Below are 24448 nucleotides of genomic sequence, written 5' to 3'. Positions count from 1 at the left end.
CCTTTGAAACGGGCTCCTCAGGAGCCCGTTTTTTTATTGCCTTTTTTATTGCCCGGCCCGCTGCGATGCGCGTCCGGCCTGCCGCACAAGAGCCTGCGCGCCGGTCAGGGCCCTTCATAAGAGGCGAGCGTGCCGCCATTGATCAAGTGATTGAGCAACTGCTCACGCGCATAGCGATCCCGCTGCTTGATGGCGATCGCCTCCTGCGCGGTCAGTTCGCGACGCTCGAACCCTTGCTCCGCCAGGCAGTCATCCACTGCGTTTATCGCCCCCTGACGCCGAGAGTTCTCCGCGCCGCTGACGGCTGCTATCGTCCCCGGCAGAACGCCGAGGAAAATGATGCCCGCGATATAGCTGGACGTGACCGCGGCCTGACCGGCCCTTGGTCCACGCGGCGCACAGAACGCCAGGGATTCGCGTGCCTCAAAAACGGTACTGCCGGATTTGGTCGGCACCGACGGCCCGGGCTCGACCGCGCATCCCGACAGCATCGCGGCAGACGCCAGAATGCCCACCATGCGCGGAACCAACGCGCCCTTGCGAAATCCACCACGTGACGGCGTGTTCTGTGCCTGAACGTTGTTGTTCATGTCCCAAATATCCTTCATCTCAACCCCCGAACCTGATCGTCCGGACCACTCCAATCCAATGCTCTGAACTCGCAACGGAACCGGGCCGATTTATGGCACTGGCATCACAAAACCGCGGCAGAGGTCACGGACTGGATCTTCGGGCCAAAACCGGGCATGACTGCCCACATCAGTCACCAGGAGAGCAGGTTATGAAACTCCTCGTCGGCCTCGGAAACCCGGGCGCAAAATATGCGGGAAATCGGCACAATATCGGCTTCATGGCCCTGGATCAGATTGCGACGGATCATGGGTTCTCTCCCTGGAAGTCAAAGTTTCAGGGGCACATGTGCGACGGCACCCTCGGCACGGAAAAGGTGGTCCTCCTCAAGCCCCAGACCTTCATGAACAATTCCGGACAGTCGGTGGGAGAGGCGCTGCGCTTTTTCAAGCTGACGCCTGCGGATGTGGTGGTGTTCCACGATGAACTGGACCTTGCGCCGGGCAAATGCCGCGTCAAGCACGGCGGCGGTCATGCGGGGCACAATGGGCTCAGGTCGATCCATGCCCACATCGGCGCAGACTACGGGCGCGTCCGCCTCGGCGTCGGACACCCCGGTCACAAGGACGCGGTTGCAGGGTATGTGCTGCGTGATTTCCCCAAGGCGGATCAGACCTGGCTCGACGATCTCCTGCGGGGCCTGTCCGACGGCGCCGCGGATCTGGCCCGTGGCGACAGCGGTCGGTTCATGAATGCCGTGGCCCTCAGAGTGGCTCCCGGTCGCAGCGCCAGCGGGTCCAACACGGGCAAGACAAACCAACAGTCGCGCGCGGGGGCGGAACAAGGCCGTGCCAAGCCCGCAACCGAGGACGCCCCCGCCCCCTCTGCTGCGGATAACCGGACCCCGATGCAGAAGCTTCTCGACAAGTTCAAATAACCTCGCCGTTCGGCACAGCGATCCCCGCCAGTGCTGACCTGTGATCGCGCCGATCAGGCTGCGATGCGTCCACGCGTACGGTCAAACCGCCCCCCGCATATGGCGGAACGTCGCGCGGCGGAACTCGCCATTGCGTGAAAACGCAGAACAGCGCACTAACATAGAGTGTGAGAGAGCGCGGGCGCGCGCCGACGCGAACGGCACGACGGAGAAACGGACATGATGGACAAAGACCCTGCGATAAATGTCTTGGGAGGCCCTTTGCTCCCCTGCGCAGAGGATCCGGTCACGGGGTTCTTCCGCGATGGGCACTGCAACACCTGCGTCGAAGATCACGGCAGCCATACGGTCTGCGCGGTGATGACGTCAGAGTTTCTCGCCTACTCGAAATATGTTGGCAATGATCTGTCGACCGCGCTGCCCGCGTTTCACTTCCCGGGATTGAAACCGGGGGACCGGTGGTGCCTGTGCGCGTCCCGTTTCATGCAAGCGGCAGAAGAAGGCTGCGCCCCCGCCGTGCACCTGGAAGCAACCCACAGGCGCGCATTGGAGATCATCCCACTCCCGGTCCTGCGCGCCCATGCCGTCACCTCCCCGACCTGATCGCGCAGCGGGGCAACGCCGTCTCGGGCGCCCGCCCCCCCCCTGCCGCCCACGAATGTGCCAGCTGCGATGGGGCAGTCGCTTGATTGCGGTGGCGGGTCAGATTACTGAATGTGTCGGCCAGCCGGATCCTTAGCCTCCTTGCCAGCCTCACTCAGCGTACACAGACAGGACTGGAAAATCCCATGGGCTTCATTGCCATGAACCGTTTCAAAATTCGTCCCGGCCGGGAAACCGACTTCGAAACCATCTGGAAGGAACGTGAAAGCCGCCTCTCGGAGATGCAGGGCTTTCGCGAGTTTCGCCTTCTGAAGGGCCCCCAACACGAGGATCACACGCTCTACTCCAGCCATGTGATCTGGGACAGCCGCGCGGATTTCGAGGCCTGGACCAAATCAGACCAGTTTCGCGCCGCTCACCGCAATGCCGGGAAACGCGAGGGCGAGAGCCCGATACTAGGCGCACCTCAATTCGAAGGATTTGAGACCGTGCTCCACGACGCTTCGTAATGCAGCCCCTGTCTCGCCCCATCGGCGAGACAGGCCCCGCCGCTTGCCCGTCAGGGCTCAGGCGCCGCCCTCTGCCTTCAGATCGCCGGGGGGAACACGTCCCTGCCGCGCCTCTTGTGCCAGCCAGTCCGCGTCGCGATCCGCTTCCTCCCCGCGCAGGCCAAAACGTTCAACCGATGTCGTCAATTCGGCCGAGAGCGTGTTGATCGCATTGGCTTCTTTGGCAAGGTCGGTGGATTGCTGCATGCTCTGACGTGCGTCCGCCTGCAGGTCCCCGGCGGTTTTCGCGTTCTCCGACAGTCTTTCTTCGTTGCGCGTCGCGTTGCTGCGCACGGTTTCAGCCCGTTGCTGCACATCCTGAATGGATTGCGTCACCGTTTGCGCACTGTTTGATGCGCTTGTCATGCGCTCGGACACGCGGCCTGCCGCGCGACGTTGGCTCTCGACCTCGGCCGTGATCCCTTCGACGGAGGCATGAATGGACTGCATCAGCTCCGTGATGCCGCCAATCACGCTCGACGCATCATCCGACTGGCTGCGCATATGAGAGATCCGCTGGCGGATCTCCTCCGCCGCCTTGTCGGTTTCCGCAGCCAGGCTGCGCACCTGCCCGGCAACGATCGCAAACCCCTTGCCCGCATCGCCGGCGCGCGCCGCCTCAACCGCGGCATTGATGGCCAGCATATTTGTCTGCATGGTGATCTTCTGGATCAGCCCGACCACGGCCTCGATCTCCTCAGAGGCCTTGGAGAGCGCCTGCATTGTCTCGACCGCCTCTCCCGACAGAACGTTGGCTTCCTTGGTGACACCGCTGGTTGCGCTGGCGTTTCCGGAAATCTGGCTGATCGAGTTCATCATCTCAGCGATCGCTTCGGAGACTGCCGTCACCTCTTCTGACATGCCCTCCGCGCTGCTGGCGATCCGGGTCATCTCTGCCAGGATCTGCTCGGCAATTTCGCGGTTGTTTCGCGCCTGCCCCGCGACCTCGGTCGAGCTGTTGCTGACCAGTCCCGTCAGCGCACCGGTTCTCTCTGCGCCCTCCCGGAAGGCCCCCGAGAGGGTTTCCAGCCCCGACGACGACCGTTTCATCCGCCGCGCGTTTTCATGAATATCACACACCAGATCGTGCACTTGATCGATGAACGGATTGAACAGCGCCGCCAGCTCCGCGGCCTCGTCGCCAGTGCTCGCATCCAAACGCCGCGTAAGATCGACCCCGTTTTCCGTCATCGCCTCGATCTGTTTCTGAAGCCCCCCGGTCCCCAGCGTTGCCCCGTGTTCGGTGCTGTTGAGACCGATCATCTCATCCTCACGCGGCACGCGGATGCCCACCGCCATATCGATTGCCTTGAAGAACACCCAGCTCAGCCCAAACGCCCAGGCAAAGACCAGCACGACCCCCTCCATCTGCACCAGCACCTGCGCGCCGACGCTGCCCGCAGCGAGCTTTCCCGGCAGTGCAAAGAGTGGGAAGACAACAGTGCCGAATGCTCCGCAGACACCATGTACCGAAACAGCCCCGACCACATCGTCCAGCTTCAGCTTGTTTTCCATGACCCATTCGGACACAACCACCAGCAAACCGGCGCTGGCACCGATGACGGCAGCGCCCTGCACCGAAACCGCATCACAGCCGGCTGTGATCGCGACCAGCCCGGCGAGACTACCGTTGATGGGGCGATGCGGAATGTTCACGGGATCGATGACCCGCCCGGTCAAGATCCCCATCACGCCACCGAAACAGGCGGCCAGCAGGGTATTCAGCACGATATGCGCCAGATCGGGGCTCGCCGCCGTGGTTGAGCCGCCGTTGAAGCCGATCCAGCCAACCCAGAGAATGATGGCCCCCGCAGTTGCCAGCACATAGCTGTGCCCGTGCAGAACATTCGGACTTCCGTCCGCATTGAATTTGCCGATACGCGCGCCCAACACCACGATGCCTGCAAGCGCAACCCAAGCACCAACCGAATGCACCACGGTCGAGCCTGCAAAATCGATGAATCCCCGGTCCGCGAGATAAGCCGCGTTGTCCCCGTTGAGCAGGTTTCCCCACGCCCAATGGCCGCTCACCGGATAGATCAGCAACCCGATGAACAGGGCCGCCGCCACATAGACACCGTAGCGCATCCGCTCTGCCACCGCGCCGGACATGATTGTTGCAGCGGTGCCCGCAAAGACCGCCTGGAACACAAAAAACGTGTATTGCCAGTCATCTGCCTGCTCAAAGGCAAATGTATCGGTTCCGAACCAGCCGCCATAAGAAGCGCCAAACATCAACCCGAAGCCGAGCACATAGAAGGCACTGACCGACATCAGGAAATCGGTGATGTTCTTCTGCGCAACGTTGATGCTGTTCTTGGACCGCGCCATGCCCGCTTCGACCAGAAGAAAGCCCAGCTGCATCAGCAAGACCAGAGCCGCGGCGATGAGTGTCCACATGTGGTCCGCCGCAAGCTGAAGCTGCTGCACGGCGTGTAAGGCGTCTTGCTGCATCGCAAACCCGAAAATCGTTACCCGAAACGGTCTCAGGATTACTCAAACTCTCATAAAAAGGTGTTAAGTCCGGATCCGGCCCTGACCTGGATGGCCCGTTGTCTGCTAATCCGCAGCAGAAAAAGAACGAAAAAAGGCGCGGCCCTGCGGCCACGCCTCTCAATCCGGACAGGCACATCAGCTGCCTGATCAGTCCTCCAGGTCGCGCCCCTCTTCGGTGTCCGACATGTCAAAACCGAGGTGACGGGCGACGGTGAAAATGTCCTTGTCGCCCCGCCCGCACATATTCATCACGATGATGTGGTCCTTGGGCAGGGTCGGCGCGATCTTTGTCACATGTGCCAGAGCATGGCTCGGCTCCAGGGCCGGGATGATCCCTTCCATCGCACAAGACAGCTGGAACGCCTCCAGCGCTTCTTTGTCGGTGATCGACACATAGTGCGCGCGGCCTGTTTCATGCAGCCATGCGTGCTCCGGCCCGATGCCCGGATAGTCCAGACCGGCCGAGATCGAGAATCCCTCGAGGATCTGCCCATCATCATCTTGCAGCAGATAGGTGCGGTTGCCGTGCAGCACGCCCGGACGGCCGCCGGTGAGAGAGGCGCAATGCTCCATGTTCTCATCCACGCCTTTGCCACCCGCCTCGACGCCGATGATGTTGACCGACTTGTCATCAAGGAAGGGATGGAACAGTCCCATGGCGTTGGAACCGCCACCGATCGCCGCGATCACGGTGTCGGGCAGACGGCCTTCGCCCTCCTGCTCGGCGAGTTGCCAGCGCACCTCCTTGCCGATCACCGACTGGAAATCGCGCACCATCGCCGGGTAGGGGTGCGGCCCCGCCACGGTGCCGATGCAATAGAACGTGTCGCGCACATTGGTCACCCAGTCGCGCAGCGCATCGTTCATCGCGTCCTTCAACGTCCCGCGCCCCGAAGTCACCGGGATCACTTCGGCACCCAGCAAGCGCATGCGGAACACGTTGGGGGCCTGACGACGCACGTCATGCGCGCCCATATAGACGACGCACTTCAGACCGAATTTGGCGCAGACCGTAGCGGTCGCAACCCCGTGCTGGCCCGCGCCGGTCTCGGCGATGATCCTAGTCTTGCCCATGCGGCGCGCCAGCAGGATCTGCCCCAGCACGTTGTTGACCTTATGCGCGCCGGTGTGGTTCAGCTCGTCACGCTTCATATAGACTTTGGCCCCGCCCAGATGCTCGGTCAGGCGCTCTGCGAAGTAGAGCGGGCTTGGTCGGCCTACATAATTCTTCCACAGATCGTCCATCTCGGCCCAGAAGTCCGGGTCCACCTTGGCCTTTTCATATTCCTCTTCGAGGCTCAGGATCAGCGGCATCAGCGTTTCGCTGACAAAGCGACCGCCGAAGATGCCGAAACGGCCATTTTCGTCCGGCCCGTTCATGAAGCTGTTGATGAGATCATCGGCCATGGGTGGTGTCTCCGTCTTCCGTATGCGCTGGTTCTAAAGCGCATTTAGGACAAGAGAAACAGTTTTCTCGGTAATTTCCTGACCCCTGTGTCAGAAACCGGGGTTTCGTGAACGGTTTCGCTTCGGGCAGAGCCCGAAGCGACCCGCGCCGCGCGCGCCCTTCGGGCGCGCGCGGCGCCAGGCCCAACGGCACGATGGGCTTCCCAAAGGGAAGCACAAGAGCGGGCGGGAGCCACCCCCGGCTGCGTCAGTCCTGTTTGGGGCGCAGGTTCAGATCAGTCAGAACGGCTGCAACCGCCTCAAGCGCGGCCCGAACTGGTGGATCATGCCGCGCGTCATGATGGCTCACCAGCCATTCCTCATGCGAAAGCTCGGCGATCTCAGGTCCGATCTGCCGCAAAGGCGGAAACCAGGCCGCCGCAAACTGTGGCAAGACCACCCGCCCCGCACCGGCGCAGGCCAGATCGACCAGCATGCGCGGGGTGCCAGCGGTGACGGAGACCTCAGCCCCATGATGTGCCCAGATCCAACGTGCGGAAGGTGTCACTGCGGCGTGCTCTGGTACTGCTGCAAAGCCGCGCACGGTCTCATCAACGGCATAGCATGCATAGGAAACCCGCCCCGTGCATCGCCCGGCCAGCCAACTCTGATCCGGGCGATGGTTGCGAACGCCGATATCAGCGCCCCGCCGTGCGATATCCAGCCGCGCATCCGCTTCCAGAAAGACCGGGCGCCAGTGCGCCTCTGCTTGCCACCAGCGCGGCAGGTGCCGGGCGAGATAGGCCGAGGTCCAACTGCCCGCCGTGATGCGCACCTCTGCCGCAAGGGGCGTCGCAACCAGGCGCCGCAAGCGCTGCGCCTCGGCCTGAAGATTACGGGTTTCGCCAAGGAGCGCCCGCCCCTGCGCTGTCAGGCGATAACCATGGGGACCCCGCTCGAACACCTGCGCGCCGACCTGACGCTCGAAGGCGCGCATGCGTCGGCTGAGTGTGGGAACACTCACACCGGTCTGCTGCGCGACGGCGGCCAACCCGCCCGCGTGACCGACACGCGCGAACAGCTCCAGATCATCAAGCGATGGAGTCTCTTTCATTTTTGAAATGCCACTTGCACAGATGCGCTCTCCAACTGCTGAAAAACATCAGCAATCCTGATCACATCTTACCACAAATGAAAGCCTGCCGGCATGTTTCTTTCTTACACGCGGCCGCGCACACCCCAACCGCCCCACCAAAGCGTCTGGCAGATCGAGCGCAACACGGCCCACCGTCGCCTCGCCTCCTATCGCAAACGCAAACGGCGGCTGCGCCGCCTGAGGGCGCTCAGATGGATCAAGCGATGTTGGAAATCGAACCCGTAAACTCCGTCAAACCGCCTGCGTGGCGTCGACAAACGCACGCATCAGATCAGGGTCCTTTTGTGCGGGAGCGCTTTCTACGCCAGAGGCCACATCGACCTGACGCGCGCCGGTCTTGCGGATCGCCTCCGCGACGTTCCCGGGCGTCAGGCCCCCCGCCAGCATCCAAGGCGCCTGCCAGTATTTCTTGTCCGCCAGCAATTGCCAATCAAAGGCGATGCCATTGCCCCCGGGCAGCTTTGCCCCCTTTGGCGCCTTGGCATCGATCATGATCTGGTCCGCAACTTGCGCGTAAAGATCGATGGGCGCCAGATCGGAGGCTTCGGCCACGCCGATCACCTTCATCACCGGCAAACCATAGCGGGTCTTGATCTCGGCCACACGTTCCACGCTTTCCCGACCGTGCAGCTGGATCATATCCAGCGGCACCGAACCGGCGATCGCATCGAGATCGGCATCTGTGGGGTTCACCACCAACCCGACCTTCGCCAGCCCGACCGGCGCATCCACCGCCAGCGCTGCCGCCTGCGCAATCGTGACGGAACGGGCTGATTTTGAAAAGAAATTCAGGCCAACATAGGCTGCACCGGCTGCCGCCGCAGCCTCCATATCGGCGCGGGTTTTCATGCCGCAGATCTTGACCCTGATCCCCGACATATCAGGAGGCGTCGTCCAGTAGCGCGAGAACCTCGTCCTTGCCTTCGTGCTTTTGCCGCTTCAGGCGCTTGACTTCGCGCGAGAGTTTCTTGACTTCGCCATGTTTGACCCGGGCCTCGCGCCGGTGCTTGTGCTCGCGCAGGTATTCCAGCACGTAGCCCAGCGCCACCCCAAGGGCCAGACCACCCAGGACCACGACAAACAGCGGCAGGGTGATGGCGGGATTGAACCCGACCAGCTCCGCCAAGGCCTCCGGCATCAGCTTCAGGTTCACAAACCCACGATTGGCGAGGCTGACAGAGACCAGAACAACAGCCAGAACGCCCCAGACAGCATAGCGGATGTAACGCATTTACTCTTCTTTTCCGTTCAATCGATCACGGAGCAGCTTGCCCGTCTTGAAGAAGGGCACGTGCTTCTCCTCAACATGAACCGTCTCACCGGTGCGAGGGTTGCGTCCAACCCGAGCATCACGCTTCTTTACAGAAAAAGCGCCAAACCCCCTGAGCTCGACCCGGTCCCCCCGCGACATGGCAGTGGTGACCTCCTCAAAGACCGTGTTGACGATCCGCTCCACATCCCGCTGATACAAGTGCGGGTTTTCGTCTGCAATCTTCTGGATCAGTTCCGAACGGATCATGTAGTGGCCCTCCCAAAGCCCGTGTCTGACACATAGGGTACGTGAACTATAGGAAGAAAGTTGTTCAGCGAAAACAGGTTAGGCAGGGGCTTGAGGCCAAAATCATCGACTGTCGGCTGATTTGAGCGGAGAAACACGCAATTTCACAGGCGCCATCGTCTCCCGCCGCACAAGTTTCAGGCAAACCGGCTGGGAATGCTGCATCCGCGAAGTTATTGATTCGCAAGCCTTCACCGGCAGAAGATCGCGGTGCGCAGCTGCGGCCCGGATCAATGGGCCGGGCTGCAGCGCGCCTCATACGCGGTGCCACCGGTTTCGGTGTAGGGCTGCCCCCGGAACCGGCTCAGCCGCATTGCCTTTGCACGACAGGCGGCCTCGACCTCGCCGCGCACGTCCCCCTCGGACCAGCCCGGACCATATCGGCCTGACACCTTATATGTCGCGCCATCGCGTGCCAGATTCATACTCATGGACTCCGGCGCCATCGGGGCGGCACAGCCGCCAAGGGCCAGGACCACCAACAGTCGGATCGGTTTCGTCTTCATCAGTCGCACTCCTCACGGCCTCCGGGCGCGCCCCTGCCCTGTTGTACGGGCGGACAGGCGCTGTTTTCTGCATCTGCGCCATTGATGCGACATCTTCGGTGCAAAATCTACGTTGCCGATGTGGCACGCCCCGGATTGAGGGCGAGCATTCTCCTGCTGCGGGCTGCGCATCCCACATATCCGTGGCCCCCTGGCCTGAGCAACAGCACCACCGTCAGCGCAAACAGGCTTTGCCTCTCCGCGGTGGCTCGCCTATGGCTGGGCACATGGGAGAACGAGACACGCAGATGATGGATTTTGACGGCATATTGCAACAGATCGCAGCCGAGATGCAGGAGCAGGTCGACCGCGGCGCGGCCGCAAGCTATATCCCCGAGCTTGCCAACGTCGACACCGGCCAGTTCGGCATGGTCGTCGCCTTGGCCGATGGCCGCAGCTTTGCCGTGGGCGACGCCGATACGCGGTTCTCGATCCAGTCGGTATCAAAGGTCTTTACCCTGGCCCTTGCGTTGGGGCGTCTGGGCGAAGACCTGTGGCGCCGGGTCGGGCGAGAACCCTCCGGCCTGCCCTTCAACTCGATCCTTCAGCTCGAACATGAACACGGCATTCCCCGGAACCCGTTCATCAATGCCGGCGCCCTGGTGGTGACCGATGCCATTCTGGCCGGCCATGCCCCGCGCGAAGTGCTCGGCGAGATCCTGCGGTTCATCCGCGCCGCTGCCGAGGATGAGAACATCCATATCGATGAGGCTGTTGCGCGATCCGAGACGGAGCATGGCAATCGCAACATGGCGCTCAGCCACTTCATGGCAGCGCATGGCAATTTCGAAAACAGCCCCGAGCTCACCTGTGGCACCTATTTTCACCAATGCGCGATCGAGATGACGCCGCGCCAGCTGGCCATGGCGGGTCGGTTCCTTGTGGGGGCACCGGATTTGCCGACGATGATCGCACGAGATCGCGTGCGCCGGATCAATGCGCTCATGCTGACCTGCGGGCATTACGACGGCTCGGGCGATTTTGCCTATCGGGTCGGGCTCCCGGGCAAGAGCGGCGTGGGGGGCGGCATTCTGGTCATCGCCCCCGGGCGCGCATCGATCGCCGTCTGGTCTCCCGGCCTCAACCGCCATGGCAATTCGCAACTCGGAACCCTAGCGGTAGAGCGCTTCGCGCAAGAGACCGGCTGGTCCGTCTTCGGCTGAGCGGACCCCCTGTCCACGGCGGCAAGGGAATGGCCAACCGGTTGCTATTGCAGGGCCGGGGCACCTCCAATAAGTGTTACGTTATTACATATGAATCACAGAGGATTATTCCGCATGCCCACCCTCTCTCGCACAAGCATCGCCTTGCTGAGCGCGGCCACCCTGGCATTCTCCGCCCCGGCCTTCGCAGGCTCCGGACACGACCACGACCACGACCATGCACATGAGCACGCGCACAACAAAGAGATCTACAAAGGGTATTTCGAAGACGAACAGATCCAGCCGCGCACCCTGTCCGACTGGCAAGGTGACTGGCAATCCGTCTATCCTTACCTCGTCGACGGGACGCTGGATCCGGTGATGGCGCATAAGGCCGAGCATGGCGACAAGACCGCCGCAGAGTATCGCGCCTACTACGAGACCGGCTATGCAACCGATGTGGACGCCATCCGCTTTGATGGTGACACAGTGACCTTCACGGCCGGCGGAGAGAGCTACAGCGGCACCTATGTGTCCGACGGCTACGAGGTGCTGACCTACAAGAAGGGCAATCGCGGCGTTCGCTACATCTTCAAAAAAGACAGCGGCGACGACAAGGCACCGACCTACATCCAATTCAGCGATCACCACATCGCGCCGAAAGCCGTGTCGCACTACCACCTCTATTGGGGGGAGGACCGTGCCGAGGTTCTGGAAGAGCTGACCAACTGGCCGACCTATTACCCGGCAAGCTACAGCGCCGACGACATCGTGCATGAGATGATCGCGCACTGAACCTGACATCCCGGGGTTCCGCCTGACCGGCGGCCCCCGCCCAAGACATCTCTCACACATAAAAAAGCCCCGCAGGATCGCTCCTGCGGGGCTTTCTGATCTCTGTCAGAGCGACTTATTCGCTCTTCAGCGCTGCGCCAAGGATATCGCCGAGGGACGCGCCGGAGTCGGAAGAACCATACTGTTCGACGGCTTCTTTCTCTTCTGCGATCTCGCGTGCCTTGATCGACAGGCCCAGACGACGGGTCTTGGAGTCGATGTTGGTGACGCGCACGTCGACCTTGTCACCGACCGAGAAACGCTCAGGGCGCTGCTCTGCACGGTCACGGGACAGATCGGAGCGGCGGATGAAGGACTTCATGCCTTCGTATTCCACTTCGATGCCACCGTCTTCGATCGCGGTCACTTCCACGGTCACGATGGAGCCACGCTTCACGCCGCCAACGGCGTCTGCGAACTTGTCACCGCCCAGCGCCTTGATGGAGAGCGAGATGCGCTCCTTCTCGACGTCCACTTCGGAGACAACGGCCTGAACCACGTCGCCTTTGCGGTAGTTCTGGATCGCATCTTCGCCACGCTCGTCCCAGGACAGGTCGGAGAGGTGAACCATGCCGTCGATGTCGCCTTCGAGGCCGATGAACAGACCGAATTCGGTGATGTTCTTGACTTCGCCTTCGACCTGAGTGCCCTCGGGGTGTGTTTCTGCAAACACTTCCCACGGGTTGCGCATGGTCTGCTTGAGGCCCAGGGACACGCGACGCTTGGCGCCGTCGATTTCCAGAACCATGACGTCCACTTCCTGCGAGGTGGAGACGATCTTGCCGGGGTGCACGTTCTTCTTGGTCCAGGACATCTCGGAGACGTGGACCAGACCTTCGACACCGGGCTCCAGCTCAACAAATGCACCGTAATCGGTGATGTTGGTGACGCGACCCTTGTGAACGGAGGCCAGCGGGTACTTGGCGCCAACCAGATCCCACGGATCTTCCTGCAGCTGCTTCATGCCGAGGGAGATACGGTGGGTCTCTTTGTTGATCTTGATCACCTGGACCTTGACGGTTTCGCCGATGGACAGGATCTCGGAAGGGTGGTTCACACGGCGCCATGCCATGTCGGTGACGTGCAGCAGCCCGTCAACACCGCCGAGGTCAACAAACGCACCGTATTCGGTGATGTTCTTGACCACACCCTCGACCGCCTGGCCTTCGGACAGGTTGCCGATGACTTCGGCACGCTGCTCGGCGCGGGACTCTTCGAGGATTGCGCGACGGGACACAACGATGTTGCCACGACGACGGTCCATCTTCAGGATCTGGAACGGCTGCTTCAGACCCATCAGCGGGCCAGCGTCGCGCACGGGGCGGACGTCAACTTGCGAGCCGGGCAGGAAGGCCACGGCGCCGCCGAGGTCGACGGTGAAGCCCCCCTTGACGCGGCCGAAGATCGCGCCTTCGACGCGCTGATCGTCTGCGTATGCTTTTTCCAGGCGGTCCCATGCTTCTTCGCGGCGCGCCATCTCGCGGGAGATGACAGCTTCGCCACGGGCGTTTTCAGCCGCGCGCAGGTAGACTTCGACTTCGTCGCCAACGGTGACGTCTGCCGCTTCGCCGGGATTTGCGAATTCTTTGAGCTCGACGCGACCTTCCATCTTGTAGCCGACGTCGATGATGGCCTGACCGGCCTCAATGGCAATGATTTTGCCTTTGACTACGGAACCCTCTTCGGGGGTGTCCATTTCGAAGCTTTCTTGCAGGAGGGCTTCGAATTCCTCCATCGATGTGTTTTGAGCCATGTGGTCTCAGGTTTCCTTTTCAAAGTTTTGCTGGCCGAGTGGTTGTCTCCACCGGTCTGAACGGGGTTGGTCGGTCCGAAAAGCGGTACGCAAACGAATCGGGAGCCACAAACAAACACAAAGGGCCGAGGTATGCCCCGACCCTGCTCCGACTGTCCTGGTGCGTTTTCGCATCTCTGTTGACAAGGCGCTGTATAGGCGGTTTTGGCCTTGCTGGCAAGGGGCATTGGCAGTGGGCACGGCCTTGAGGCGGGACCGGGGCCAATAGCAAGTGTGTCTCTCGTCATCCAGGACAGACAAGGTGCCCCAATCCCGGAGAACGAATTGGCCAGCCTTCCGCCCTGCGCGCCAAAACGGGCGAACAATCAGCCATTGGACAGTACCATTTTGCATGGCACCGTTTGGCCATGGACGAACAAATTCGATTCGCGCACACGCATTCTTCAAACCACCGCTCCGAGATCGAAGCGAGCCGTCAATGTGGCTGCTTTTACTGTTCTTCAGTTTTCGCCCCAGAAGAAATTCTCGATTGGTGTGACGACGGACGTACAGCGCAGTGCCCACGCTGCGGCATCGATTCTGTCATTGGCGATGCTTCCAAATGTCCCGTGCACGATCTGAAATTCCTGGGAAGAATGAAACGGCATTGGTTCTAGGGCTACCCTCCCAATCGGGCTCTAGACACCTAGCTACCTCAAAAACAAGAAGGCGGAGCATAGCGTCCCCGCCCCTTCTGATTTCGTCAAACCTAGATCAGTTGATCTCAGTAACCAGCGCCGCCTTGCTCTTGCGCACCTTAGGCATTGGCAACAACCAGTCGCCCTCTTCCTGGCGATACCCGAGTGGCAACAGCACCTTGGACCGCAGCCCCTTTGATTTCAGGTCGAGGATCTCATCCACCTGATCGGGGTCAAAGCCCTCCATCGGGGTGCTGTCGACGCCCAGCTCAGCTGCTGCCGCCAGCGCGAAACCCAGCGCGATATAGGCCTGATGCGCCGCATGCGCCGCGTTCTGCTCTGCCGGGCGCGGCAGCAGCATGTCCTTGAGGTTGCTGTAGTAGGCCTGAAGCAACTCCGAGTCGCCGCGTTCCTCCACCATCTGCGCCACCACCGCATCAATCCGGTCTTCGGTGTAGTTGTCCCAGGAGGCAAAGACCAAGAGGTGGGACCCGTCGGTGATCTGCGCCTGATCCCAGGCCACGGGGCGGATCGCCTCGCGGATCTCCTTGTTGCGGATCACAAACAGCTCAAACGGCTGTACGCCGCTGGAGGTCGGCGCCATGCGGATTGCTTCGACAATCTGCGCAACCAGGCCTTCCGGGACCGTTTTAGAGGGATCCATCTTCTTGGCTGCATAGCGCCAGTTGAGCTTTTCGAGAAACATCGGTCAGTCCTTTTTGATCGGTATGGCAGGTCACATAACAACTGAACCGTTCGGTTCAAGTCGCTATTATCTCGACGTCGAGATTTAATTATGCGCCATGCGATCCGGTTTCAACCCGCCTGCCTCTAGGTGAAATGAAAAGACGCCCCTGCAGGGGGCGCCACACGCAGCAATGAGGCGTGGTAACCGGCTCAGGCGCCCCGGCGGGCCTCCACCAGAGCAACCGCCTGCCCCACCGCCTCGTCAATGCTGAGGCTGCTGGTATCCAGTGTCACCGCATCATCAGCCGGTTTCAGGGGCGCTTCGGCCCGGTGCATGTCGCGCTCGTCCCGCGCGCGGACATCCGCCAGCACCTCTTCAAGCGTGATGATCCCGCCGTTGCCGGTCAACTCCCGGAACCGGCGCGTGGCGCGCACTTCGGCGCTGGCGGTGACGAAGAGCTTCACCTCCGCCTCCGGGCAGATCACCGTGCCGATGTCACGCCCGTCCATGACAGCCCCGCCGGAGCGGCGGGCGAAGGCGCGTTGAAAATCCACCAAGGCCGCCCGCACTCCGGCAATCACCGCAACCTTTGATGCAGCCTGGGCCACCTCGGCGGTGCGCAGATCCGTGCGATCCAGGTCCGTCACCTCCAGCGCCTCGGCGGCGGCAACCGGCTCGGCCCCGTCCAGCATCCGCGCGCCGACCGCGCGGTACAGCAATCCGGTGTCGAGATGCCCAAAGCCGAAGTGCGCCGCGACCGCCTTCGAAATGGTGCCCTTGCCCGCAGCTGCGGGGCCATCAATTGCAACGGTAAAACTCATCAGACCCTTCTCCTCACAGCAACTTGGGCTGGCGATGCCACCCCCGGCAGGAGGCGCTGACCTCTCCCGGGAATTTGCTCGACAGGTGGTATATCATTGATTGTCGCGGCTGAGGTTCGCCCCGAGATCCCCCATCAGCCGTTCAAAAATCGGAAAGGACGTGGCAATGGGACTGCCGTCATCGACGGACACCGGGTTTTGCGCGCCCATCCCCATCACCATGAAGGACATGGCGATGCGGTGATCCAGGAAGCTTTCGGCGGTTGCGCCGCCCTTGACGCCATCGGGGCCGCACCCCTCGACGCTCCACCAGTCTTCGCCTTCATCAACGGAAACACCATTTGCACGCAAGCCGCGGGCCATGGCGTCGATGCGGTCGCTCTCCTTGACGCGCAACTCCTTGACGCCGGCCATCATGGTGGTGCCTGTGGCAAAGGCCGCAACCACCGACAGCACCGGATATTCGTCGATCATGGAGGCGGCGCGTTCGGGTGGCACCTCGATCCCCTTCATGTCGGGAGAGTATCGCGCGCGCAGATCGGCGACTGGCTCGCCGCCTTCTTCGCGCGGGTTCTCGAAGCTGAGGTCGGCGCCCATGTCCTGGAGCGTGTAGAATAGGCCGGCCCGGGTCGGGTTCAAACCGATGCCGGGAACCAGCACATCCGATCCGGGCGTGATCAGCGCCGCGCACACCGGGAAGGCGGCAGAGGATGGATCGCGCGGGACGGCGATCACCTGCGGCTTCAGTTCCGGCTGACCGGTGAGGGTGATGACGCGCCCCTCATCCGTGGTTTCGGTGGCAATCGTTGCGCCAAAGCCCGCCAGCATCCGCTCCGAATGGTCCCGGGTGGCTTCGCGTTCGATCACAACGGTCTGGCCGGGGGCGTTGAGCCCGGCGAGCAAAACGGCAGATTTCACCTGCGCCGACGGCACCGGCACCTCGTAGCGGACCGGAACCGGATCCGCCGCGCCGACAATGGTCATCGGCAGGCGACCGCCTTCGCGGCCCACCGATTGCGCCCCAAACAGGGCCAGCGGATCAGTAACCCGTGCCATCGGCCGCTTGTTCAACGAGGCATCCCCGGTGAAGGTTGCGGTGATCGGGGACGTCGCCATCGCGCCCATAATCAAGCGCACGCCGGTTCCGGAGTTGCCGCAATCGATCACGTTCTCCGGCTCGGCAAAACCGCCGACACCGACCCCAAAGACGGACCATTCGCCGCCGCCATGATTGATGACCTCTGCGCCAAACGCCTGCATCGCCTTGGCCGTATCCAGAACGTCCTCGCCCTCCAGAAGACCGGAAATGCGGGTTTCCCCCACCGCCATCGCGCCCAGGATCAAGGCCCGATGCGAGATCGACTTGTCCCCCGGAACATGGGCCTCGCCCTTGAGCGCAGTGGCGCGGCGGGAGGTCATCGGGATGGGCGTACCGTGGCCGGACATGGCGGTTCCTCTCTGAGCAGTCGTTTGCAAGGCTGTTAGCGCAAGACGCAACGGTCGTCCATCGTCAAGCACCTGACCACATGGCGCAAGGTCCAAGGTGTTGCGCTTTGCTCCGCAAGTCGCGGTGGGGCAGGCCGCGCCTCCGGCGCGGCCTGCCGGGCCCAACGGGAGGCCGTGCATTTCATATGCAGGGGCGACGGGCGGGAGCGCCCCCGTCTCCGGAACAGCGATCGGGCTCGGTCGCCACGGTTGGACCCGCTACCCCTTGCGGCGGAAGGTAAGGTAATGCGGCGTGCGCCCCTCGCGCAGAGCCTTTTGTTCGTAGCGGGTCGAAATCCAGTCCACCCAGGGCTGGCGCCAGTCGGACGGCCCGTCCGCAAGCCACTCAAATCCGGCCTTGGGCACTTCCTCCAGGGTCTGACGCACATAATCCGGAATGTCCGTTGCCACGCGAAACAGCGCGCCGGGCTTCAGCGCACGAGCAAGCGGTTCGAGGTGCTCGGGCGTTACAAAACGGCGACGGTGATGGCGCGCCTTGGGCCAAGGGTCCGGATACAGAAGAAACGCCCGCGACAGGCTCTGCTCCGGCAGCACATCCATCAGATCCCGGGCGTCGCCGGGGTGCACGCGCACATTGCCCAAACCCGCTTTGCGCAGCTTCCCCAGCAGCATCGCAACCCCATTCACATATGGCTCTGCGCCAATGATGCCGACATCCGGGTTGGACTGGGCCTGGTGCACCAGATGTTCGCCGCCGCCAAACCCCACTTCGAGCCAGACCTCGCGCCCGTCAAACAGGCGCGCCAGATCCAGCGGCACCCGATCCGGGTTTTCGTCCCAGCCGACAGCTCCCGGGCTGAGCCCGGGCAACATCTCGTCGAGGTCCCGCACCTGGTTTGGCTTCAACTGCTTGCCTTTGAAGCGCCCGTAGAAGTTACGCCAGGGCGCACCGGAGGCATGCTTGTCCGCCGCATCCATATCTTCGCTACGCGCAGCAGCCGCGCCGGCCGGGGCATCCTTGTCTGACATCGGGGCTGGTGTCCTCTGATGATGGCGGGTATCGCGGATGCAATAGAGCCACCTGAAAAATCGCGCTTCCCTGTGCCGCAGAGCAAGCCCGCCGTCAAGTCGCCCGCCATCGTGCCGCCCTCAGTCGTCAGTGGTGGCGTCGGGGCCGCTCCTGTCTTGCTCGGCCGCGTCCTCCCAATGGAACCAATGCAACAACCGGTGTGCGACCGGTGCCACGATGAGCCCAGACACCGCCAGCGCGACAAATCCGCTATAGAGCGCAAACAGGCTGACAAACACCTGCGCCTGCATGGTACCCGGCATCTGCACAAGCCCCAGGCCGCTCACCAGGGTTGCGGCGTGCAGCAACGCCTCCGAGAGCGCGATCTGCTCCAGGTGCATCAGGAACAATGCCCCCGCCGTGATCGACCCCACGACCAGGGCCGCCGCCGCCCCGACATGACAGCCCATCCGGCGCAGGAACCGACCTCGCGAGATCGGCGGGGTGCGGCGCGTTTCATACATGAACCCTGCCCCCCAGCACCGCAGGCATGCGCTGGCTCTGCCGCGCAGTCAGCGCAACGCAGTTCCTCACGGAGCTTCCTCGCGCAAGACACCTGCCGCGATCAACCGCAGACGCGAGGGATACCACTCATCTCCCGAATCCACCTGCAAGGTCTCGATGGCAAACTCGGCCTCGACCCCGCGCCTCAGCATGTAGCGGAGATACTCATACATCTCACGCTGGGTATCTTCGTAGATCCAGGACCCAAAAACAAAGGGGGTATCCCAGCCCCGGCTCTGACGCAGGTCGTTATAATAGCTCTCGACGGCCCCGGGTGACCAGGAGCGGCGGTGAAACCCGATCTTGGACCCCAGCGTCATCTGACGTCGCGCCCCGGCGAGAAAGATGTCGACGCAGGCGCTCACGCATTCTCCGTCCACCTGCGTATCAAGGCCGTAGTCGGCGATGATCCAGGCGATCTCGGAACTGGCGTAGATGCTGCCACCGCTGGAATTCAGGCGCAAGATGCTGACATCGGGATGCGCCTGCAACAGGGCGCGGACCCGGTCGATGTCCTCGACCACGATCTCTCCCGGCTGGTCCTCGCCACCCCCCTCGGTGTCAAAAATCAGCGTCTCACCTGCCACACGCAGGCGCTCCCCGCCAGGATCAAGCGCCACTGCCGGGAGCGCCATCCCCACAAGACACAGAAAGCTGAGGACAGATGCCGGTCGGAAACGGGTGGTCATTTTGGAAATACCCCTGATGAAACCTATCGCCCCCTGCATAACGCCGTCGCCCCCGGGCATGCCAGTTCCTTTTCTCCCCTCAGCCGCACGCACCGAGCAACCGCAGGCAGGGGACCAAACGCCGCGCGCAAAAAAAGGGCGGGATAGCCCGCCCTCCTTCACTTGGATTGCATTGCCCAACCGTTTCAGACGGCCGCCTTCAGCGCCTCGGTCAAGTCGGTGCGTTCCCAGGAGAACCCACCATCCGCTTCGGGCGCGCGACCAAAGTGGCCATAGGCGGCGGTACGCTGGTAGATCGGCCGGTTCAGCTCCAGATGGGTCCGGATGCCGCGCGGCGTCAGGTCCATGCACTGACGCACAGCTGCCTCGATCCGTTCATCGGGGACGGCGCCGGTGTCATGCGTGTTCACATAGATCGACAGCGGCGCGGCGACGCCGATCGCATAGGACAGCTGCAAGGTGCACTTATGCGCCAGCCCGGCGGCAACGATGTTCTTGGCCAGATAACGCGCGGCATAGGCGGCGGACCGGTCCACCTTGGTCGGATCCTTGCCGGAGAAGGCACCGCCGCCATGGGGAGCTGCGCCGCCATAGGTGTCGACGATGATCTTGCGCCCGGTCAGCCCGGCATCCCCATCCGGACCGCCGATCACGAATTTTCCGGTCGGGTTCACGTGCCAGACGGTGTTGTCGGTCAGCCACCCGTCGGGCAGGGTTTCGCGAATATAGGGCTCGACGATGGCGCGAATGTCGTTCGACGTCAGGGTCTCGTCCAGATGCTGGGTCGACAGCACCAAGGAGGAGACTTCGACAGGCTTGCCATTCTCATAGCGCACCGAGATCTGAGACTTCGCATCCGGGCCCAGCACGGGCTCGCTGCCATTCTTGCGCACCTCGGCGAGGCGGCGCAGGATCGCATGGGAGAACTGGATCGGCGCCGGCATCAGCGCATCGGTCTCATCGGTTGCAAACCCGAACATGATCCCCTGATCACCCGCACCTTCGTCCTTGTCGCCAGAGGCATCGACACCCTGGGCGATATGGGCGGACTGCTCATGCAGGAGGTTCGTGATCTCGACAGTCTCGTGATGGAACTTGTCCTGCTCGTAGCCGATATCCTTGATACAGGCGCGCGCGATCTCGTCGATCTTGCCCATATAGTCCTTCAGCTTGGCCTGATCGGCCAGCCCGACCTCGCCGCCGATCACCACGCGATTGGTGGTGGCGAACGTCTCGGCAGCGACACGCGCCTCGGGTTCTTCGGCGATCAGCGCATCCAGAACGGCATCGGAAATCCGGTCACAGACTTTGTCCGGGTGACCCTCGGAAACGGATTCCGAGGTGAAGGTATAGGTAGTGCGGCTCATAAGAGATGTGCTCCATTGAATGTAAGACCGCCACGCCAGGAAGCCGTTGTGGCGGCAATCGGAACGCAGTACGCGCGTTCATGATCTTGGTCAATCTATAGCTTGAAGAGATTAAGCAAGTGTTTGCCGGCGTTTCATGCCCAGACGTGGCAGCGCTGCGACACCTGTCAGCAGCAGGGCCAGGACCAATGCCGGCCAATCGCCGCTGCGGCTGTAGACCGTTGCCGGCAAGGCAGCAGGCAACCGGGCGTCGAGATATCCCGCAGTATCAAGCGCCAGGCTGTCGCGGATCTGGCCATAAGGTCCGATGATGGCCGAAATCCCGGTGTTGGCCGCCCGCACCATCGGCAATCCCTGCTCTGCCGCCCGCAGCTGCGCCTGCACGAGATGCTGATAGGGGCCGGAATAGCTCCCGAACCAGGCATCATTGGTGATCAGAACAAGATAGTCGGGGCGGTCCGGCGCGGCGTTCACGTCCTGCGCAAAAACCGCCTCATAGCAGATCAACGGCAGCGCCCGGCCGGCGGTCGTATCAAGAAGCCTGCGTTGCGTGCCGGGCGCATAGCCACCGCGGACGCGGGAGGCGAGGCCGAAGACGCCGAACCGTTCCCAAAGCGCCGGGAGCGGCATGTATTCCCCAAAGGGCACCAGATGCATCTTGTCATAGATGTCGAGCGCCTCTCCCTCTGCACTCATCACCACGGCAGAGTTCATGTAGCGACCGTTTTCCTGCCGCTGAATGCCATAGATCAGCTCCGCCCCTCCCGCGGCCTCGACCAGTGCCGGGCGCAGGTCGGCGATGTAATTCTGCAAGGTGGGGATCGCCGTCTCCGGCCAGATCACCAGATCCGGCCGCCCCCCTGCCGCCAGCCCGGTGGACACCGGGGCGGCCGTGAACTCCAGCATGCGCTGCACAAAGGTCCAGCGCTTCTCCGGCATCCATTTTTCGGACTGCGGTGCATTGGGCTGCACAAGCCGTATCGTTTGCTCGGTCAGGGGCAAGCGGCCACCAAATTGTCGGCCATCCGGCATCCAGGCCACCGCGCAGATCACGACCAGCGGCGGCGCAAGCGCGACCACTGGCCGGCGCAAGACCAGCACCAGGGGCAGCACGCACAGCAGCAACAGGATCGCAAACCCGTGCGACCCGACCCACGGCACCGCTCGCAAAGCCAACTCCCCCGGCATGGCAAGCTGCGCCATCCCGGCCCACGGGAACCCCGTCAACACATAGGCGCGCGCCAACTCCGCCAGGCTCCAGCAGCCGATCAGCGTGAACATCCGCCAGTCTCCGCGCCCCAGCCGTGCAGCCCCCCAAAAGGCCACAGCCCAGAACAGCGACAACCCGGATGCCAGCAGCGCCAGCGCAAACGGGGCCATCCACCCGTAGGTGGCCGCATCAACCTGAAACGGCTCCATGATCCAGGACAGGCCAAAGCCAAAGTAGCCGCAGCCAAGCAGCCAGCCGATCCAGCCGGACCGACGCGCGGACCCGGCATGAAGATAGAGCAACGCCACGCCCAACAACGCCAAGGGAGCCGCCCAAACCGCCGCCACAGGCGCTAACCCCTGCGCGAGGATCGCGCCCGCAACAAAGGCCGGCATCAGCGCTGCCACAGGCCGCACCGCACGCGCCAGCTTCATTCGGCGGCGATGCCCGGCAAGCGCACCCGCAAACGTTTGATCCGGCGCGGATCGGCGTCGATCACTTCGAACTCGGGACCTTCGGGATGCTGGATAACTTCGCCACGCGCCGGAACCCGGCCAGAAAGCATGAACACCAGCCCCCCAAGCGTATCGATCTCCTCGCCGTCCACATCCTCGTGCTGCGTCAGCGGAATGCCGATCTCGCCCTCGAACTCACCGAGCGGCGTTCGGGCCTGTGCCACATAGCAGCCGGGCTTTTCCTGCACCCAGGTCTGATCCTCGCCACTGTCGTGTTCATCCTCGATCTCGCCAACAACCTGTTCGATCAGGTCCTCGATCGTCAGCAGCCCGTCAACACCGCCGTATTCGTCGATCACCAACGCCATATGCCGGCGCTCTGCCTGCATCTTGGTCAGCAACACGCCAATCGGCATCGACGGGGGCACAAACAGCAAGGGGCGCACCATACGCGCCAGCTGGAAATCGTCGTTCTCGCAATCAAACCCGTAGGTCAGTGCCAGATCCTTAAGGTGAACAAACCCCAGGGGCGTATCAAGCGTGCCCTCATAGACGGGGATGCGGGTGAACCCGGTGTCGCGGAACACCTGCACCAGCTCATCGCGCGAGATGGTCACCGGCACGGCATCGATCTCCGCCGTGGGAATGGCGACGTCCTCGACCCGCAAACGGCGCAGGTTCATCATGCCGGGTGGCGGGTCCGCCAAAACTTCTTCGGTCCCGTTTTTGGGAGCCTCGTCTTCAGCGGTCTGGGAGAAACTCCCCAAAATCTTGCTCAGGAACCCGGGCGTCTCCGCCCCATTCAGCTTCGGCTCCGTCGCTTCAATATCCTGCAGCGCGCCATGCGCTGCGTTAGAACTGCCTTCTATATCGCCCATTGATCCATTCCAAAAAGGCCGCCTACGGCCCGTCCTCTATGATATATGGGTCAGGGATACCCAGTTTGCCAAGTATCCCGACTTCCAATCTTTCCATAACCGTGGCGTCGCCGTCACGAATGTGATCATACCCCAAAAGATGCAAGGTTCCGTGAACAAGCAGATGGCGGATATGATCCTCGGGCGGTTTTTGCGCCAGATCGGCTTCTTTCATGCAGGTTTCATAGGAAATCGCGATGTCGCCCAAGGCCGCGTCGCCCATGAAATCCACCTCCGGCGGCGCAGGCTGACCGCCCTCCTCCGCGGCGGCAAGCTCCTGCGCAGGCCAGCTCAGCACGTTGGTCGGCTTTGGCTTGTCGCGAAATTCGGCATTGAGATCCGCAATCCGCGCATCATCACAGCCCAGCACAGTGACTTCCCAGTCCTCAGCCGGCAGCTCCAGATACGCAAGCGTAGCCGCCACGGCGACTTCTGCCTGTTTATTCAGCGCCGCCGCATCCCAGCGGGCATCTTCGATCACAACATCCAATATCATACTGCCGCCATAGCTTGACGCGGCTGGGAAAAAAAGAACCTTTCCCCCTGCACCCCGTCACAAGAAAGCCCCCGCCGATGACCGCCCGCTTCGACATCCGCCCCGCAGATCCCGCCAGCCCCGCGATCCGGCCGCTGCTGGAGGCGCATCTGACACATACATCACATACTAGCACGCCGGAGGCCTGCCACGCGCTGGATCTTGCGGGCCTGCAAGCGGCGGACATCCGGTTCTATGCCGCCTATGACGGTGACGTCGCCGTAGGATGCGGCGCGCTGAAGGATCTCGGGGCGGGGCGAATGGAAGTCAAATCCGTGCATGTTGCCTCCGCCGCCCGCGGACGCGGCATCGCCCGCGCCCTGATGCAGAGGCTTCATGAGGTTGCCGCGCACTCGGGCGCCCAAGTGCTGCTGCTGGAAACCGGCTCCGACCAATTGCCGCCCTTCGACGCGGCCCGCGCCCTCTACGAGCGCCTCGGTTACCAATACTGCGCCCCGTTCGGCAACTACAAAGCCCACCCCGAGAGCGCTTTTATGCGATACGACCTTGCAGACTGAGCCCTTCAACTTCTCTTAAATATC

Annotated in this window: 25 protein-coding genes and 1 riboswitch; of the genes, 6 read left to right on the top strand and 19 right to left on the bottom strand. The window is 62.4% G+C overall.

Annotated features, from left to right (window positions below; translation table 11 throughout):
- Positions 1-104: 104 nt before the first annotated feature.
- Complete coding sequence (locus MHM97_RS02055; protein WP_239318971.1) at positions 105-590, bottom strand: hypothetical protein; 486 nt, start codon at positions 588-590, stop codon at positions 105-107.
- 191 nt (positions 591-781) lie between these two features.
- Here MHM97_RS02055 and pth point away from each other — a divergent pair, with 191 nt between their 5' ends.
- The 3 genes from pth to MHM97_RS02040 all read left to right on the top strand — a co-directional run bounded on the left by pth (position 782) and on the right by MHM97_RS02040 (position 2619).
- Positions 782-1507 (top strand): aminoacyl-tRNA hydrolase, encoded by a 726-nt coding sequence (gene pth / locus MHM97_RS02050; protein ID WP_239318970.1) that lies wholly within the window; start codon positions 782-784, stop codon positions 1505-1507.
- 222 nt (positions 1508-1729) lie between these two features.
- The gene (locus tag MHM97_RS02045; RefSeq protein ID WP_239319215.1) at positions 1730-2110 is read left to right on the top strand and encodes a DUF2237 family protein; all 381 of its coding nucleotides are present in this window, start codon (positions 1730-1732) and stop codon (positions 2108-2110) included.
- 185 nt (positions 2111-2295) lie between these two features.
- Positions 2296-2619 (top strand): antibiotic biosynthesis monooxygenase family protein, encoded by a 324-nt coding sequence (locus tag MHM97_RS02040; RefSeq protein ID WP_239318969.1) that lies wholly within the window; start codon positions 2296-2298, stop codon positions 2617-2619.
- A 57-nt stretch (positions 2620-2676) separates the two neighbouring features.
- Here the strand turns inward: MHM97_RS02040 and amt are convergent, their stop codons facing one another.
- From amt to MHM97_RS02005, 7 genes are all read right to left on the bottom strand, one after another.
- A complete protein-coding gene (amt, locus tag MHM97_RS02035) occupies positions 2677-5112 on the bottom strand; it encodes an ammonium transporter (RefSeq protein ID WP_239318968.1) in 2436 nt (811 codons plus the stop codon).
- Positions 5113-5301: 189 nt separating this feature from the next.
- The gene (gene trpB / locus MHM97_RS02030; RefSeq protein ID WP_239318967.1) at positions 5302-6561 is read right to left on the bottom strand and encodes a tryptophan synthase subunit beta; all 1260 of its coding nucleotides are present in this window, start codon (positions 6559-6561) and stop codon (positions 5302-5304) included.
- 247 nt (positions 6562-6808) lie between these two features.
- On the bottom strand, positions 6809-7654 hold the full coding sequence (locus tag MHM97_RS02025) for a LysR family transcriptional regulator (RefSeq protein WP_239318966.1): 846 nt from the start codon (positions 7652-7654) through the stop codon (positions 6809-6811).
- 273 nt (positions 7655-7927) lie between these two features.
- Entirely contained in the window at positions 7928-8575 is a 648-nt protein-coding gene (locus MHM97_RS02020) for a phosphoribosylanthranilate isomerase (RefSeq protein WP_239318964.1), read from the bottom strand.
- Between the two features lies 1 nt (position 8576).
- Positions 8577-8927 carry a lipopolysaccharide assembly protein LapA domain-containing protein gene (locus MHM97_RS02015; protein WP_239318962.1) on the bottom strand — a complete coding sequence of 117 codons (351 nt, stop codon included), beginning with the start codon at positions 8925-8927 and terminating at the stop codon, positions 8577-8579.
- The gene (gene ihfB / locus MHM97_RS02010; RefSeq protein WP_239318961.1) at positions 8928-9215 is read right to left on the bottom strand and encodes an integration host factor subunit beta; all 288 of its coding nucleotides are present in this window, start codon (positions 9213-9215) and stop codon (positions 8928-8930) included.
- Positions 9216-9484: 269 nt separating this feature from the next.
- Positions 9485-9760 (bottom strand): hypothetical protein, encoded by a 276-nt coding sequence (locus tag MHM97_RS02005; protein ID WP_239318959.1) that lies wholly within the window; start codon positions 9758-9760, stop codon positions 9485-9487.
- A 266-nt stretch (positions 9761-10026) separates the two neighbouring features.
- On the opposite strand from MHM97_RS02005, the gene MHM97_RS02000 reads away from it, so the two are divergent.
- Both MHM97_RS02000 and MHM97_RS01995 read left to right on the top strand, forming a co-directional pair.
- Positions 10027-10962, top strand: a complete 936-nt coding sequence (locus MHM97_RS02000) for a glutaminase (protein ID WP_239318957.1) — start codon at positions 10027-10029, stop codon at positions 10960-10962.
- Positions 10963-11076: 114 nt separating this feature from the next.
- Entirely contained in the window at positions 11077-11736 is a 660-nt protein-coding gene (locus MHM97_RS01995) for a metal-binding protein ZinT (RefSeq protein WP_239318955.1), read from the top strand.
- Positions 11737-11851: 115 nt separating this feature from the next.
- On the opposite strand, the gene rpsA is transcribed toward MHM97_RS01995, so the two are convergent.
- The 11 genes from rpsA to ybeY form a co-directional block, all read right to left on the bottom strand.
- Positions 11852-13528: a 30S ribosomal protein S1 gene (gene rpsA / locus MHM97_RS01990; protein WP_239318954.1), complete on the bottom strand. Its 1677-nt coding sequence runs from the start codon at positions 13526-13528 to the stop codon at positions 11852-11854.
- 753 nt (positions 13529-14281) lie between these two features.
- Entirely contained in the window at positions 14282-14911 is a 630-nt protein-coding gene (locus tag MHM97_RS01985) for a nitroreductase family protein (RefSeq protein ID WP_239318952.1), read from the bottom strand.
- A gap of 191 nt (positions 14912-15102) precedes the next feature.
- On the bottom strand, positions 15103-15714 hold the full coding sequence (cmk, locus tag MHM97_RS01980; protein ID WP_239318949.1) for a (d)CMP kinase: 612 nt from the start codon (positions 15712-15714) through the stop codon (positions 15103-15105).
- Between the two features lie 93 nt (positions 15715-15807).
- Complete coding sequence (gene aroA, locus MHM97_RS01975) at positions 15808-17160, bottom strand: 3-phosphoshikimate 1-carboxyvinyltransferase (RefSeq protein ID WP_239318948.1); 1353 nt, start codon at positions 17158-17160, stop codon at positions 15808-15810.
- Between the two features lie 258 nt (positions 17161-17418).
- Positions 17419-18189 carry a tRNA (guanine(46)-N(7))-methyltransferase TrmB gene (gene trmB, locus MHM97_RS01970; protein WP_239318947.1) on the bottom strand — a complete coding sequence of 257 codons (771 nt, stop codon included), beginning with the start codon at positions 18187-18189 and terminating at the stop codon, positions 17419-17421.
- A gap of 120 nt (positions 18190-18309) precedes the next feature.
- Complete coding sequence (locus tag MHM97_RS01965; protein ID WP_239318945.1) at positions 18310-18693, bottom strand: hypothetical protein; 384 nt, start codon at positions 18691-18693, stop codon at positions 18310-18312.
- A gap of 66 nt (positions 18694-18759) precedes the next feature.
- The gene (locus MHM97_RS01960; protein ID WP_239318943.1) at positions 18760-19422 is read right to left on the bottom strand and encodes a hypothetical protein; all 663 of its coding nucleotides are present in this window, start codon (positions 19420-19422) and stop codon (positions 18760-18762) included.
- Between the two features lie 185 nt (positions 19423-19607).
- Positions 19608-20789, bottom strand: a complete 1182-nt coding sequence (gene metK, locus MHM97_RS01955; protein ID WP_239318941.1) for a methionine adenosyltransferase — start codon at positions 20787-20789, stop codon at positions 19608-19610.
- 8 nt (positions 20790-20797) lie between these two features.
- Positions 20798-20847: riboswitch (SAM-SAH riboswitch) on the bottom strand.
- A 53-nt stretch (positions 20848-20900) separates the two neighbouring features.
- Positions 20901-22433: an apolipoprotein N-acyltransferase gene (lnt, locus tag MHM97_RS01950; RefSeq protein ID WP_239318940.1), complete on the bottom strand. Its 1533-nt coding sequence runs from the start codon at positions 22431-22433 to the stop codon at positions 20901-20903.
- Positions 22430-23332: a hemolysin family protein gene (locus MHM97_RS01945; protein WP_239318939.1), complete on the bottom strand. Its 903-nt coding sequence runs from the start codon at positions 23330-23332 to the stop codon at positions 22430-22432. Before MHM97_RS01945 ends, lnt begins: the two co-directional genes overlap by 4 nt.
- 22 nt (positions 23333-23354) lie before the next feature.
- Entirely contained in the window at positions 23355-23867 is a 513-nt protein-coding gene (gene ybeY / locus MHM97_RS01940; RefSeq protein ID WP_239318938.1) for an rRNA maturation RNase YbeY, read from the bottom strand.
- A 77-nt stretch (positions 23868-23944) separates the two neighbouring features.
- Here ybeY and MHM97_RS01935 point away from each other — a divergent pair, with 77 nt between their 5' ends.
- On the top strand, positions 23945-24424 hold the full coding sequence (locus MHM97_RS01935) for a GNAT family N-acetyltransferase (RefSeq protein WP_239318936.1): 480 nt from the start codon (positions 23945-23947) through the stop codon (positions 24422-24424).
- Positions 24425-24448 lie beyond the last annotated feature (24 nt).

The sequence above is a fragment of the Epibacterium sp. Ofav1-8 genome (assembly GCF_022348185.1).
In the GTDB taxonomy this organism is placed as follows: domain Bacteria; phylum Pseudomonadota; class Alphaproteobacteria; order Rhodobacterales; family Rhodobacteraceae; genus Epibacterium.
This window is presented reverse-complemented; position numbering and strand designations above follow the sequence as displayed.